Genomic DNA, 13,036 nt, shown 5'->3' on the forward strand with positions numbered 1-13,036 from the left:
TTTCAGCCGCCGCCGAATCCGCCATTGTAGCAGCGTGGAGGCTGTCGTGGAGTCGCCCTGTCACCGCCGTTGTTGGACCTGGTGACCCTGGTCTCGGCATACTACGCCCTCGGTGCGTTGCGGAGAGACCCCACAGTGTCGGAAACCACACCCTGGCAGCGGTATCAGGCCGATCTGGAGCATCCGGACTTCAGTCACGACCCGGCTCAGGAGCGTGTGGTCAGGGCCCTGGATGACCTGCATCAGCGACTGGTGCGGGCGAGCCGGGAGCCGCAACCCCGGGCGGGGCTGCTGAGCCGCATCGGGCTCGGCGCCAGGCCGCGACAGACCTGGCCAAGAGTCAGGGGGCTGTACCTGTGGGGCGGTGTCGGTCGCGGCAAGACCTACCTGGTGGACATCTTCCACGACACGCTGCCCTTTCCCGAGAAGCGGCGGCTCCATTTCCACCGTTTCATGCAGCTGGTTCACTATCGGCTGCGCGACCTGGAGCGGGTGCAGGACCCACTGGACGTGGTCGCCCGGGAGTTCGCGCAGGAGACCCGGGTGCTGTGCTTCGACGAGTTCTTCGTCTCCGATATCACCGACGCCATGCTGCTGGGCGGGCTGTTGCGCGGGCTGTTCCGGGAGGGCGTGACGCTGGTGGCCACGTCGAACATTCCGCCGGCCGAGCTGTACCGGGACGGTCTGCAGCGTGAGCGGTTTCTGCCCGCCATCGATCTGCTCAAGGAGTACACGGAGGTGATGGAGGTTGCTGGTGACACGGACTACCGCCTGCGTTTCCTGGAACAGGCCGAGCTCTATCACTCGCCCCTGGACGAGGCGGCCGAGGAGGTCCTCAACGAGGAGTTCGTGCACCTGGCGCCGGACACACCCGAGTTCAATACCGAGCTGCAGGTGGAAGGTCGTTCGATCCCTGTCCGGGGGCTCGCCGACGACGTGGCGTGGTTCGATTTCTCCGCCATCTGTGACGGCCCCCGCGGGCAGGCGGACTACATCGAGCTGGCTCGTACATTCCACAGTGTGCTGGTCTCCAATGTGCCGGCCATGGACGAGACACGCGAGAACCAGGCGCGGCGCTTTATCGCCATGGTGGACGAGTTCTATGATCACGGCGTGAAGCTCATCCTGTCAGCCGAGGTGCCGCTGGAGTCGCTGTACCAGGGGCAGCGGTTGCGGTTCGAGTTCGAGCGCACCCGCAGCCGGTTGCAGGAAATGCAGTCCCAGGCCTATCTTGCGGGGCCGCACAGGTCCGGCTGACGAGGCTGTGGAGGAGGAGGCAGATGTCCGATCTGCTGGATCGTATCCTTGAGGCCCATGGCGGGGCGCTTCACTGGGGGGAGGTGCACGCCGTGCTTGCCCGTGCGTCCATGGGCGGGGTCGGGTTCGCGTCGCGTCTTCAGGGCCAGCCGCTGCAGGACGTGGAGGTCACCCTCAATGCGGCCTGGCCGTCCATTACCCTTGCTGACTGGCCCGAGCGGGGACAGTCCGCTACCTGTCAGCCAACGCGGGCCTGGATCGAGCGCGCCGACGGTGAACTGGTCACCGAGCGCGGCGCACCGGGTGCGGCGTTCCGGTCACTGCCCCACGCGTTGTGGTGGGATTACCTGGACCTGCTCTACTACTGCGGCAACATCCTCTGGCAGACGCTCTGTCTGCCCTTCACCCTGGCCCGGGAGGGGTGTTCGCTGCAGGAGCTGCAGCCGCTCGACGTCGGCGGACAGCGGCTCTATCGGCTGGCGGTCACCTATCCCGCGGATATCCCCACCCTGCGTACCGATCACGTGTTCTATGCCGATGCCACGGGGCTGTTGCAGCGCGTCGATTTCGCCCCCCGTTTCACCGGTTCGTGGATGCAGGCCACGCAGCTGCTCGATGCCTACGAGACGGTATCCGGATTCAACTGCGCAACACGGTATCGGGTGTATCCGGCCATGCCCGGTGGCCGCATGGTTCCGGTGGGGCCATTGAGCTGGATCGACGTTGACGACATCACGTTCGCATGGGCGTGACGCCGGGGTGACAACCTCTGTAGAAGTGTCGAATGGTTCACACGGCTTCCAGCTTTTGCCGCTAACCCCTTGGCAATATTTGATGAATCCCGATTGTCCACAGAAGCTGTGGATAAGGTTGTGGATGACGCGTTAAAACGGCCCTCCGAATCCCGTACCGAGCGGCTTTCCCTTAGAATGTCCAAATTTTGACCGCTTTGTTAAAAAGCCGCAAAAACAGTGGGATAGGGTGGTATTGGGGGATTGGAAGCCGGCATGGTACGACCCGGCACGACGTCGTTCCAGGACGACAGTCGGGTGTGTATAACTTTCCAGCCGGAACGGCTTCCATGCACTGATGTCAAGGGGGGAGCCGGCTTTTTCCGAGGGAAAAGGCCAGAACGAACGGTTTGGTCTATTCGTCCAGCGCCTGCACGTGTGCGGCCACACCATCGGCCAGGGCTTTCAGGTTGTACCCCCCTTCGAGGGTGGAGATTACCCAACCGTTGCTGAACCGGTTGGCCACCTCGACGATCTCCCGGGTTGCCCAGGCCAGGTCCTGCTCATCCAGTTCCATGTTGGCAAGCGGGTCCGACCGGTGCGCGTCGAATCCCGCGGAGATGAACACGAGCTCGGGCCCGAACGAGCGAAGTGCCGGGATGACGTCCTGCCGGAACGCATCCCGGAACGTCTCCGAGTCGGTCATTGCCGGTAGCGGGACGTTATGGATATTGGGTGCGCCGGGAATCGGCCCTCGCCCGGTGCCGGGAAACAGCGGGTGCTCGTGGGTGGAGGCATAGAACAGTCCACGCCGGCCGGCGAACATGGTCTGGGTGCCATTGCCGTGGTGGACGTCGAAATCCACCACCGCGACCCGTTCCAGATGATAGGCCGCCTGCGCATACGTCGCCGCCACTGCCACGTTGTTGAACAGGCAGAAGCCCATGGCGTGGTCCGGCTCGGCGTGATGACCCGGAGGGCGCACGGCGCAGAAGACCCGCCTGGTCTCCCCGGCCATGACGCGGTCCACGGCCGAGCACACGGCGCCGGCGGCCCGCAGGGCCGCTTCCCCGGAGGCGGGGCAGATGACCGTGTCGCCGTCGAGGGCGTCATAGCCTCGACTCGGAATCGCGGCGAGGGTCCGGTCCACGTAGGCTGCGTCGTGCACACGCAGCAGCTGCTCGCGCTCCGCCGGTGGCGCCTCCGCCCAGGTCAGCCCCTCGAACGGAGACTCCCGCAGGCGCGCCAGCACCGCCTCGAGCCGTTGTGCCGACTCCGGGTGACCGGGGCCGGTGTCGTGTTGACTGCAGCTTTCGTGGGTAATGATCCAGGTCTGCATGAGCGGAAGGCGCTCCCTCGTCACAGGCGGTGCCGGTATGCGGTGAACTGCCGTACTACTTTAACAAAGTAGCAGCTCTCCCGGGCACTCAGGCGCGCTCGAACCGGTACAGGGCCACTTCCCCGAGCAGGTTGGGAAACAGCCGCGCAAGGCCGTGTTTGCGATGGGCATTGTCGATGAAGGTGCGCTCGAGGATGCGGATGCCCGTGTCCTCGCACAGGGCTTCGAAGTCCCGGACGGTGCACAGGTGGATATTGGGGCTGTTGTACCAGTCCAGGGCAGGGTCGCCGCTGACCGGCATCCGTCCGCTGAGCGCGAGCCGCAGGCGTGAGCGCCAGTGACCGAGATTCGAGAAGGTGACGATGCCTTCCCGCCCGACCCTCAGCATTTCGTTGAGCAGGTGCTCCGGATACCGCACGGCCTGCAGCGTCTGCGTCATCACCACGTAGTCGAAGGACAGCGGATCGAAGTCCTTCAGCCCCTCGTCCAGGTTGGTCTGGATCACGGGGATGTCCTTCTGCACGCAACTGACGATGTTCTCCGGGGCGATCTCCAGCCCGTAGCCGATCACGTCGCGGGTATCGCGCAGGTAGCGCAGCAGCTGCCCTTCGCCACAGCCCAGGTCCAGCACACGGGTACCGGGGTGGATCCATTCGCTGATCAGCGCCAGTTCCGAGCGCACGCTCATACGTTCGCCTCCTGCGCCACGCGGTTCATGTACGCCTGGAGCAGATCCCGGTAGACCGGGATGGGCATGAGAAAGGAGTCATGCCCCTGTGGCGCGACAATCTCCGAATAGGTGACCCGCTTGTTGCCGTCCTGCAGGGCGCGCACGATCTCCCGGGACCGGCTGGACGGGAACCGCCAGTCGCTGGTGAATGACAGGATCAGGAACGACGCCGTGACGTGCTCCAGCGCCGCGGCCAGGTTGTCATCGTGGTCCGCGGCAGGGTCGAAGTAGTCCAGCGCCTTGGTCATGAGCAGGTAGGTGTTGGCGTCGAAGTGGCGGACGAAGGTCTCCGCCTGGTAGCGAAGATAGCTCTCCACCTCGAACTCGACGTCGTAGTTGAAGTTGATCTTGCCCTCGCGCAGCTCCCGGCCGAACTTGGCCCGCAGCGCGTCCTCGGACAGGTAGGTGATGTGCCCGAGCATGCGCGCCAGGGCGAGCCCGCGCTCCGGGGTGACGCCGTATTCCGCGTACCGGCCCTCGTGGAACTCCGGGTCCCTGAGAATGGCCTGGCGCGCCACCTCGTTGAAGGCGATGTTCTGGGCCGAGAGCTTCGGCGCGGCCGCGATCACCACGCAGTGCCGGGTGCGCTCCGGGAAATCGATGGCCCATTGCAGCGCCTGCATGCCGCCCAGGCTGCCCCCCACCACGGCGGCCCACTGGCCGATGCCCAGCGCATCGGCCAGGCGCGCCTGGCTGCGCACCCAGTCGGGCACGGTCACCATGGGGAAGTCGGCCCCGTACAGTGCGCCCGTCTCCGGGTTGTGGGACACCGGCCCGGTGGATCCCCGACAGCCGCCGAGATTGTTGCTGCAGACGATGAAGAAGCGATTGGTGTCCAGCGGTTTCCCGGGGCCGATGGATGCATCCCACCAGCCGGGCTTGCGATCATCAGGCGAGTGGTAACCCGCCGCGTGGTGGTCGCCCGACAGGGCGTGGGTCACCAGGATGGCGTTGGATGCGTCGGCATTGAGCTCGCCGTAGGTCTCGTAGACGAGGTCGTACTCGGGCAACACCCGACCGCAGTCCAGTTCCAGGGGCTGGTCGAAGTGGAGCGTTTTCGGGGTGACGAGGCCGACGGAGTCAGCTGGGAATTGTTCTGGCATCCGATCCGTAGCGGCTTGCTGTCGAAGAGAACCGAGTCTACTGACGGTCTCCGGGGGCCGCAACCGCCCGGAGACCGGCGCCGCCGTGCGGGCGTTCAGAGGAACGCCCTGGCCAGATCCCGCAGGGGCATGACGAACAGCATTTTCGCCAGCTGAATGCCGATCAGCACCGCAATGGGGGAGAGGTCCAGGCCACCGATTGCGGGGATGACCCGGCGTGCCGGCGCCAGTACCGGCTCCGCCAGACTGTCGATGAGGCCGATGGCCGGATTGTAGTGGCCCGGATTCACCCAGCTCAGGATCACCCGGATGATGATTACCACCAGGAACACGTTGAGCAGCAGGTTCAGCAGCTCCGACGCCGAGCGCACGGCCAGGAAGCCCGCGCTGACATTGGTGCCGTTGATCCAGTACACCAGTGCCAGGGTGCAGAACTGCAGCAGGAACATCAGCACCAGTGCCGAGGTATCCGCACGGCCGATGGGCGGCAGGACGCGCCGCAGTGGTTGCATGGGCGGCTGGGTGATCCGGATCAGGAACTGCGAGATCGGGTTGCTGTAGTCCGCGCGCACCCACTGCAGCAGGAAGCGCAGCATGATGGCCAGTATGTACAGGCCGAACAGGGTGTTGATCAGAAACGCCAGCGGGTCGGTGAGGTACTGTCCTGACATGCGCTGCTCCGGTTATGCACGAGCCGGGGCGGCGCGGTCCCGTGCCGGGCCGCCGGCTCGCGGTTGAGATTCAGTCGTTATTGATTGCCAAGCTCATCGCCCAGGGACTCCGCCCGGTCCGCGGCGGCCTTGAGCGCCTGCTCAACCAGCTCGCGCAGGCCGCCATCCTCGAAGGCCTGTATGGCCTGTTCGGTGGTCCCGCCCGGAGAGGTGACCTGCCGGCGCAGCGTGGCCACGTCCTCGGCGCTCTCCAGCGCCATCTTGGCCGCCCCCAGGGCCGTCTGCAACGTCAGCAGCCGGGCGGTCTCCCGCGGCAGGCCCAGGTCGGCGCCCGCCTGCTCCATGCTCTCCATGAGCAGGAAGAAATAGGCTGGCCCGCTCCCGGATACCGCCGTGACGGCGTTCATCTGATTCTCGTCATCCAGCCAGCAGGTGAGCCCCACGGCGCGCATGAGCGACTCCGCCAGGCTGCGCTGTTCGGTGGAGGTGGCCGTGTTGGCGTACAGGGCCGTGGCGCCCGTCTGCACCAGCGAGGGGGTGTTGGGCATGACCCGCACCACCGGGAGGCCGTCACCGAGCCAGCGCGAGAGGTCCGATTCGCGGATGCCGGCGGCGATGGAGATTACCACGGCGCCCGTGCGCGCGAGTTGCGGCGCCAGCTCCGTGGCGACGTCACGGATGACCTGGGGCTTGACCGCCAGGACCACACCGTCAGCGTCCGCCACCGCGTCCCGGTTGTCCCCCGTGACCCTGACCCCGAACGTTGCCGACAGGTTGCCGCGCTGCTCCGGGTCCGGCTCCGCGACACGGATCCGGTCGGCCGGAAAGCCGTCGGCAATGAGTCCGCCGATCAGGCTGCGCGCCATATTGCCGCCGCCGATGAACGCGATGGTCTTGTTCTCCATGGTGAACAGGCCTCCTCGGTGGTCAGGTGGTTGCCGGGTAATCCCGCGGGCCGAAGATGTCGGTCCCGACCCGCACCATGGTACTGCCTTCGGCGACGGCTGCCTCCAGGTCGCCGGACATGCCCATGGACAGGGTGTCCAGTTCCAGTCCGCTGCGCTGCAGTGACTCCAGCAGCTCCCGCAGCGCCCGGAACGGTGCCCGCTGGGCGTCGAAGCCCTCCGCGGGCGCCGGAATGCACATCAGGCCACGCAGGCGCAGGCGCGGCAAGGCGGCCACGGCGTCGGCCAGCGCGGGCACGTGGTCCGGGGCGACGCCGGATTTGCTGTCCTCCCCGCTGACGTTGACCTGCAGGCAGACGTTCAGCGGCGGCAGGCCGTCCGGGCGCTGCTCCGACAGGCGCCGCGCGATCTTCTCCCGCTCCACACTGTGAACCCAGTCAAAGTGCGGCGCCACGAGTTTTGTTTTATTCGACTGTAGCGGCCCGATGAAATGCCATTCCGCGGTGGTGTCCGCCCCCAGGGCGTCCTGCTTGTCGCGGGCCTCCTGGACGTAGTTCTCGCCGAAGGCGCTCTGGCCGGCTGCCATGGCGTCACGGATTGCCTCAACCGGTTTGGTCTTGCTCACGGCGAGCAGGGTGACGCTGCCGGCGGCGCGCCGGTACTGCGCCTCGGCAGCGCGGATACGGGCCTGCACGGCGGCAAGGCGCTCAGCGGTCTCGGTCATGTTGCCTGGCCCCGGTCATCACTGTAGGTTGATCGGTCATGGCCTGCGCACGCCGCCGCTGGCTGCGACAGCCGGAACAGATAACCAGCGCAAAGGATGCCCGATGGATATTGCCGACCTGCTCGCCTTTGGCGTCAAGAACAACGCCTCGGATCTGCACCTGTCGGCGGGATTGCCGCCAATGATACGTGTGGACGGCGATGTGCGTCGAATCAACCTGCCGGCCATGGACCACCAGCAGGTGCACGGCCTGATCTACGACATCATGAACGACAAGCAGCGGCGTGATTACGAGGAGTTCCTGGAGACCGACTTCTCCTTCGAAATCCCCAATCTCGCCCGCTTCCGCGTCAACGTCTACAACCAGAACCGGGGCGCGGCTGCCGTGTTCCGCACCATCCCCTCCACCGTGCTGACGCTGGAGGACCTGAATGCGCCGCAGGTGTTCCGGGACATCGCCGACAACCCCCGGGGGCTGGTGCTGGTCACCGGGCCGACCGGCTCGGGGAAGTCCACCACGCTGGCGGCGATGCTCAACTACAAGAACGAGAACGACCACGAGCATATCCTCACCATCGAGGATCCGATCGAGTTCGTGCACGACTCGAAAAAGTCGCTGGTGAACCAGCGCGAAGTGCACCGGGATACCCTCGGCTTTTCCGAAGCGCTGCGCTCGGCACTGCGTGAAGACCCGGACGTGGTGCTCGTGGGTGAGCTGCGCGACCTGGAGACCATCCGGCTCGCGCTGACCGCAGCCGAGACCGGGCACTTGGTCTTCGGCACGCTGCACACCAGCTCCGCCGCCAAGACCATCGACCGCATCATCGACGTCTTCCCCGCGGCGGAGAAATCCATGGTGCGCTCCATGCTCTCGGAATCCCTGCGTGCAGTGATCTCGCAGTCGCTGCTGAAGAAGACCGGCGGCGGACGGGTCGCGGCCCACGAGATCATGATCGGCACCGCCGCCATCCGTAACCTCATCCGCGAGGACAAGGTCGCGCAGATGTACTCATCCATCCAGACCGGACAGGCCCAGGGCATGCAGACGCTGGATCAGTGCCTCCAGCACCTCCTCAAGCAGGGGCTGATCAGCAAGCAGGACGCCCGCAACAAGGCCGCCAACAAGGATCTGTTCGCCTAGCCGCGCCGGCTGGCCCAGGGAGATCGCAATGGACTTCAACGCCCTGCTCGAATTCATGGTCAACAAGAAGGCCTCGGATCTGTTCATCACCGCGGGCATGCCCCCGTCCATGAAGATCGCCGGCCGCATCGCCCCGGTGACCAAGGGCAAACTCGCCCCGGATCAGGCGCGTCAACTCGTGCTGGCCATCATGACCGAGGCGCAGCGACGGGAGTTCGAGGAGAGCCGGGAGTGCAACTTTGCCATCAGCGCCAAGGGGCTGGGGCGGTTCCGCGTCAGCGCCTTCTACCAGCGCAACCACGCCGGCATGGTGCTGCGGCGGATCGAGACCGCCATCCCGCAGCTCGACGAGCTGGGCCTGCCGCCGATTCTGCGCGATCTGGCCATGACCCAGCGCGGGCTGGTGATGTTCGTCGGCGCCACCGGCACGGGTAAGTCCACCTCCCTGGCGTCCATGATCGGCCATCGCAACCAGAACAGTACCGGGCACATTGTCACCATCGAGGACCCCATCGAGTTCATCCACCAGCACCAGGGCTGCATCATCACCCAGCGCGAGGTGGGCATCGATACCGACTCCTTCGAGGTGGCGCTGAAGAACACCCTGCGTCAGGCGCCGGACGTCATACTGATCGGCGAGATCCGCACCCGCGAGACCATGGACTACGCCATCGCCTTTGCCGAGACCGGCCATCTCTGCCTGGCCACGCTGCACGCCAACAACGCCAACCAGGCCATGGACCGGATCGTCAACTTCTTCCCGCCCGAGCGGCAGAACCAGCTGTTCATGGATCTCTCCCTGAACCTCAAGGGCGTGGTGGCCCAGCAGCTGGTGCCGACGCCCGACGGCAGCGGGCGGGTTCCGGCGATCGAGGTGCTGCTGGGCACACCACTGGTGCAGGACAAGCTGCGGGCCGGCGAGGTGCATGAGCTCAAGGACATCATGAAGCGTTCCAACGAGCACGGCATGCAGACCTTCGACCAGCACCTCTACCGGCTGTATCAGGAAGGCCGGATTACCTACGACGACGCCATCCGCTACGCCGATTCCGCCAACGAGGTGCGCCTGCAGGCCAAGCTCGGCGCCGAGGACCGCGAGCAGCAGTATGTCGCCGCGGCCGATGACATGCGCCTGGCCGACGACGACCGCTAGTGGCCCGGCCCGGCGGAGCGCGTCGAACGCACGGACTCCCGGACTAGCCCGGAGGCAGGTGATCCCACCATGGGTGGGCCTGTTCCAGCTGGGCGGCGAGGCGCAGCAGCCGCCCTTCGCCTCCCACCGGCGCCATGAACTGGCTGCCCACGGGCAGCCCGTCGGTGCTCCGGTGCAGCGGCACCGACATGGCGGGCGTCCCGGTGAGATTGGCCAGCTGGGTGAAGGGCGTGCGCGCGAGGCTGCGGAAGGCGAGCTTGTCCACCACCCCCGTTTTCATGAGCAGCCGACCGGCATCGAGCCGTAGCAGGGGGCGCAGGGCGAGCTGTTCGACCCGGGGCGTCTCCAGCTCGCCGATGCGTGCCGGCAGGGCGGCGGTGGTGGGGGTCAGGTACAGGTCATGATCCTGGAAGAAATGCCCGAGGGTGCGGCCGAAGTGGTTCCACTGCTGATGCGCCCTGACATACTCGCCGCTGGTGAGAGCCCGGCCGAGCATCGCCAGCGCCCGCGTGTCCAGCTCGAAATCCTGCGGGCGCCCGTCGGTGACCATGGCCGCCACCTGACCGAAATAGAGCGTCAGGTAGCAGCGCGCCAGCGCCATGCCGTCGATTGCCGGCTCCGCTTCCTCGACCGTGTGGCCGAGCGCCTCGAGCTGCCGGGCCGTCTTCTCCACCGCGTCCCGGCAGGCGGGGTCGACCGCCGCACCGAGGGGCGAACGGGTGCTGAAGGCGATCCGCAGTCGACCGGGCGCGTGTTGCAGCTCTTCGCTGTAGGGGCGCTCCGGGGGCGCGACGTGGAACGGCGCACCGGTATCCGGCCCTGCCAGGATGTCGAGCATATGGGCGCTGTCGCGAACACTGCGGGTGAGCACGTGGTCGCTGGACGCGCCTTCCCAGATCTCGTGGAACCGGGGCCCGACGGGAACCCGCCCGCGCCCCGGGCGCAGCCCGAAGAGGCCGCAGTAGGCGGCCGGAATGCGGATGGAACCACCGCCGTCATTGGCCCCCGCCATGGGCACGATACCCCCGGCCACCGCCGCGGCCGCGCCGCCGCTGGAGCCGCCGGGTGTGCGGTCGCGGTCCCAGGGGTTGCGGGTGGCGCCGAAGGTCCGGTTCTCGGTGACGCCCTTCAGGCCCAGCTCCGGCGTATTGGTCTTGCCGAACAGGACCAGTCCGGCGTTATCGGCGCGGCGGACGAAGGTGGAGTCCTCCGCCACCGGCGTGTGGGCGAATGCCAGGCTGCCCATGCTGGTGGGCTCGCCGCCCACGTCCTGGGCCAGGTCCTTGACCAGAAACGGGACGCCGGCGAACGGGCCGGACAGCGGCACCGAGAGCGTCCGTTCGGCCCGGTCGAGGAGCAGCCGGTTGATGGCGTTGAGTTGGCTGTTGGTCTCCTCCGCGCGGCCCGCGGCGAGCCTGAGCAGTTCGGTCGGGGTGACCTCGCCGCTGCTGACCCGCTGTGCCAGCCCCGTGGCATCATGACGCCGGTATTGTTCGAAATTCATTTCACGGTCCTTACAGCCGACGAACGGGAGTCATCATGGGCGCGAGCGAAATACCGGGACGACAGGGTTACAGGGTCTTCCGCGATATCACCACCCGCTGGATGGATAATGACATCTACGGGCACGTGAACAACGTGACCTACTATTCGTACTTCGATACCGCCGTGAACCACTATCTCATCGAAGCCGGCGGCCTGGACATCCATCACGCACCGGTGGTGGGGCTGGTGGTCAGCTCCAGTTGCAGTTATCACCGCCCGGTCGCATTTCCGGAGCCGGTGGAGGCCGGCTTGCGCGTGGACCGGCTGGGCAACAGCTCCGTGCAGTACGGCGTGGGGATCTTCAGGGCCGGCGAGGCAGAGCTCTGTGCGCACGGGCAGTTCGTCCACGTGTTCGTGGATCGCGCCGAGAACCGGTCAGTGCCCATCCCTGGGCCGCTGCGGGTGGCGCTGGAGCGGTTGCTGGTTCCCTCGGGGTAGATTCGGTGGGAGGATGGGAGTCCGGTTCGCGTGCGGCGGCCTGTCGCGGGAGGTCTTGATGCGTTACGGGGTATATCGTCAGGGCGTGGCCCTGGTGCTGGCGGTTGTGCTGACCGCGATGCTGGGCGCGGCTCACGCCCGCGATCTGGCCATGGATCCGGACGACATGGTGCCCGTGGAGCTGGCCACCATCGGGGTGGACCGCGCGGGCGGGACGCCGCTGGTGCTGCTGCGGGAGCCGGAGTCCGGTGACGTGGTGCCCATCCGGATCGGGCTGGCCGAGGCGCGGGCCATTCTCATGGCGCAGCAGGACATGCCCGTCCCGCGCCCGCAGACACACGATCTCATCGGCAATGTGCTCGAGGGCCTGGATGCGACGCTTGAGCGGGTGCTGGTCGACGACCTCTCCGATGGCATCTACTACGGCATGCTGGAACTCAGCGTTGCCGGGCGAGACGAGCCCGTGCTGGTGGACACCCGGCCCAGCGATGCCCTGGCCCTGGCGGTGCGGACCGGTGCGCGGATCCTGGTATCTCCGGAGATCCTGCAGGCCGGTCAGGACCTCGAATACGAGGGCATCGAGGACGACCAGGTGGTCACGGCCCTGGGGATCACCGTTGTCGAGGCCACGGATGACCTTCGCGATGCGCTGGATATCGGCGACCAGGCCGGGGTGATCGTCAGCGGTGTGCGTGGCCACGCAGCCCATGTGGGCCTGACCGAAGGCAGTCTCATCGTCGCCGTGAATGATGAAACGCCCGAGACGCCCATGGATTTCCTTGATCTCGTGCGTGACACTCCGTCCGGTGAACGGGCGCGGATCCGCTACGTGGATGAGGGAGAGGAGCGGGAGATCGAAGTGCCCACCGATGTCCCGGACCGGCGGCGGGACGAGGGCATTACCCTCTGAGCCGCCGCCTGTCGGTCCTGGCGCCCCGCGGCGTCAGGACCGGCTTTCCAGCTTGCCGAACCGCTTGTCCAGCACTTTCTCCAGCCGGTCTGCGGCGCCGGACGCTGCATCGTAGGCGTTCTCCGAGAGATGCTCTGCAGCAACCGGGTCCAGCCCGCGCGGGCGCGCTTCCAGCTTGCACTGTTTATTGACACCGCCTTTCGGACCGTTGACGTCCGTGAAGTAGGCTTCGATCCGGGTGAGCTGGTCGCCGAAGCGCCGCTCGATAGTCTCAAGACGCTGCCGGAGGTGTCCCTCCAGTGCTTCGGAAACCGTGACCCCCTGGGCCGGATTGATCTGCAGATGCATTGTCACAACTCCTTGCGTCGTCTCTACCTGTATAAGGATCT

14 protein-coding genes are annotated in these 13,036 nt (G+C 66.4%); 6 read left to right on the forward strand and 8 right to left on the reverse strand.

Annotated features, from left to right (window positions below; genetic code table 11):
- Positions 1–135 precede the first annotated feature (135 nt).
- Positions 136–1,257 (forward strand): cell division protein ZapE, encoded by a 1,122-nt coding sequence (gene zapE / locus BMZ02_RS11610; RefSeq protein ID WP_216110818.1) that lies wholly within the window; start codon positions 136–138, stop codon positions 1,255–1,257.
- A 23-nt stretch (positions 1,258–1,280) separates the two neighbouring features.
- The gene (locus BMZ02_RS11615; RefSeq protein WP_091643851.1) at positions 1,281–2,009 is read left to right on the forward strand and encodes a hypothetical protein; all 729 of its coding nucleotides are present in this window, start codon (positions 1,281–1,283) and stop codon (positions 2,007–2,009) included.
- Between the two features lie 394 nt (positions 2,010–2,403).
- Here BMZ02_RS11615 and BMZ02_RS11620 read toward each other — a convergent pair whose 3' ends face one another.
- The 6 genes from BMZ02_RS11620 to BMZ02_RS11645 all read right to left on the reverse strand — a co-directional run bounded on the left by BMZ02_RS11620 (position 2,404) and on the right by BMZ02_RS11645 (position 7,460).
- A complete protein-coding gene (locus BMZ02_RS11620) occupies positions 2,404–3,327 on the reverse strand; it encodes a histone deacetylase family protein (protein ID WP_091643853.1) in 924 nt (307 codons plus the stop codon).
- 88 nt (positions 3,328–3,415) lie between these two features.
- On the reverse strand, positions 3,416–4,015 hold the full coding sequence (gene metW / locus BMZ02_RS11625) for a methionine biosynthesis protein MetW (protein WP_425425080.1): 600 nt from the start codon (positions 4,013–4,015) through the stop codon (positions 3,416–3,418).
- On the reverse strand, positions 4,012–5,160 hold the full coding sequence (metX, locus tag BMZ02_RS11630; RefSeq protein WP_091643856.1) for a homoserine O-succinyltransferase MetX: 1,149 nt from the start codon (positions 5,158–5,160) through the stop codon (positions 4,012–4,014). Before metX ends, metW begins: the two co-directional genes overlap by 4 nt.
- 95 nt (positions 5,161–5,255) lie before the next feature.
- Positions 5,256–5,831, reverse strand: coding sequence for a YggT family protein (locus BMZ02_RS11635; protein WP_091643859.1), 576 nt, complete (start codon positions 5,829–5,831; stop codon positions 5,256–5,258).
- A gap of 77 nt (positions 5,832–5,908) precedes the next feature.
- Positions 5,909–6,736 carry a pyrroline-5-carboxylate reductase gene (proC, locus tag BMZ02_RS11640; protein WP_091643862.1) on the reverse strand — a complete coding sequence of 276 codons (828 nt, stop codon included), beginning with the start codon at positions 6,734–6,736 and terminating at the stop codon, positions 5,909–5,911.
- 22 nt (positions 6,737–6,758) lie between these two features.
- Positions 6,759–7,460: a YggS family pyridoxal phosphate-dependent enzyme gene (locus tag BMZ02_RS11645; protein WP_091643865.1), complete on the reverse strand. Its 702-nt coding sequence runs from the start codon at positions 7,458–7,460 to the stop codon at positions 6,759–6,761.
- Between the two features lie 103 nt (positions 7,461–7,563).
- On the opposite strand from BMZ02_RS11645, the gene BMZ02_RS11650 reads away from it, so the two are divergent.
- Positions 7,564–8,601, forward strand: coding sequence for a type IV pilus twitching motility protein PilT (locus BMZ02_RS11650; RefSeq protein WP_091643867.1), 1,038 nt, complete (start codon positions 7,564–7,566; stop codon positions 8,599–8,601).
- 28 nt (positions 8,602–8,629) lie between these two features.
- Positions 8,630–9,754: a PilT/PilU family type 4a pilus ATPase gene (locus tag BMZ02_RS11655; RefSeq protein WP_091643870.1), complete on the forward strand. Its 1,125-nt coding sequence runs from the start codon at positions 8,630–8,632 to the stop codon at positions 9,752–9,754.
- A 43-nt stretch (positions 9,755–9,797) separates the two neighbouring features.
- On the opposite strand, the gene BMZ02_RS11660 is transcribed toward BMZ02_RS11655, so the two are convergent.
- Positions 9,798–11,258 carry an amidase gene (locus tag BMZ02_RS11660; protein ID WP_091643873.1) on the reverse strand — a complete coding sequence of 487 codons (1,461 nt, stop codon included), beginning with the start codon at positions 11,256–11,258 and terminating at the stop codon, positions 9,798–9,800.
- Positions 11,259–11,293: 35 nt separating this feature from the next.
- On the opposite strand from BMZ02_RS11660, the gene BMZ02_RS11665 reads away from it, so the two are divergent.
- Both BMZ02_RS11665 and BMZ02_RS11670 read left to right on the forward strand, forming a co-directional pair.
- Complete coding sequence (locus BMZ02_RS11665; protein WP_091643875.1) at positions 11,294–11,737, forward strand: acyl-CoA thioesterase; 444 nt, start codon at positions 11,294–11,296, stop codon at positions 11,735–11,737.
- A gap of 58 nt (positions 11,738–11,795) precedes the next feature.
- Positions 11,796–12,647, forward strand: coding sequence for a bifunctional nuclease domain-containing protein (locus BMZ02_RS11670; protein WP_091643878.1), 852 nt, complete (start codon positions 11,796–11,798; stop codon positions 12,645–12,647).
- 33 nt (positions 12,648–12,680) lie between these two features.
- Here the strand turns inward: BMZ02_RS11670 and BMZ02_RS11675 are convergent, their stop codons facing one another.
- Positions 12,681–12,995 carry an HPF/RaiA family ribosome-associated protein gene (locus BMZ02_RS11675; protein WP_091643881.1) on the reverse strand — a complete coding sequence of 105 codons (315 nt, stop codon included), beginning with the start codon at positions 12,993–12,995 and terminating at the stop codon, positions 12,681–12,683.
- Between the last annotated feature and the right edge of the window lie 41 nt (positions 12,996–13,036).

The organism is Aquisalimonas asiatica (assembly GCF_900110585.1).
GTDB lineage: Bacteria > Pseudomonadota > Gammaproteobacteria > Nitrococcales > Aquisalimonadaceae > Aquisalimonas > Aquisalimonas asiatica.

What these genes read in the sequence shown, in the direction of transcription:
- metX (WP_091643856.1), bottom strand. Translation starts at nt 5,160, where the DNA reads ATGCCAGAACAATTCCCAGCTGACTCCGTCGGCCTCGTCACCCCGAAA.
- BMZ02_RS11665 (WP_091643875.1), top strand. Translation starts at nt 11,294, where the DNA reads ATGGGCGCGAGCGAAATACCGGGACGACAGGGTTACAGGGTCTTCCGC.
- BMZ02_RS11655 (WP_091643870.1), top strand. Translation starts at nt 8,630, where the DNA reads ATGGACTTCAACGCCCTGCTCGAATTCATGGTCAACAAGAAGGCCTCG.
- BMZ02_RS11650 (WP_091643867.1), top strand. Translation starts at nt 7,564, where the DNA reads ATGGATATTGCCGACCTGCTCGCCTTTGGCGTCAAGAACAACGCCTCG.
- metW (WP_425425080.1), bottom strand. Translation starts at nt 4,015, where the DNA reads ATGAGCGTGCGCTCGGAACTGGCGCTGATCAGCGAATGGATCCACCCC.
- proC (WP_091643862.1), bottom strand. Translation starts at nt 6,736, where the DNA reads ATGGAGAACAAGACCATCGCGTTCATCGGCGGCGGCAATATGGCGCGC.
- BMZ02_RS11645 (WP_091643865.1), bottom strand. Translation starts at nt 7,460, where the DNA reads ATGACCGAGACCGCTGAGCGCCTTGCCGCCGTGCAGGCCCGTATCCGC.
- BMZ02_RS11670 (WP_091643878.1), top strand. Translation starts at nt 11,796, where the DNA reads ATGCGTTACGGGGTATATCGTCAGGGCGTGGCCCTGGTGCTGGCGGTT.
- BMZ02_RS11675 (WP_091643881.1), bottom strand. Translation starts at nt 12,995, where the DNA reads ATGCATCTGCAGATCAATCCGGCCCAGGGGGTCACGGTTTCCGAAGCA.
- BMZ02_RS11615 (WP_091643851.1), top strand. Translation starts at nt 1,281, where the DNA reads ATGTCCGATCTGCTGGATCGTATCCTTGAGGCCCATGGCGGGGCGCTT.
- BMZ02_RS11660 (WP_091643873.1), bottom strand. Translation starts at nt 11,258, where the DNA reads ATGAATTTCGAACAATACCGGCGTCATGATGCCACGGGGCTGGCACAG.
- BMZ02_RS11635 (WP_091643859.1), bottom strand. Translation starts at nt 5,831, where the DNA reads ATGTCAGGACAGTACCTCACCGACCCGCTGGCGTTTCTGATCAACACC.
- BMZ02_RS11620 (WP_091643853.1), bottom strand. Translation starts at nt 3,327, where the DNA reads ATGCAGACCTGGATCATTACCCACGAAAGCTGCAGTCAACACGACACC.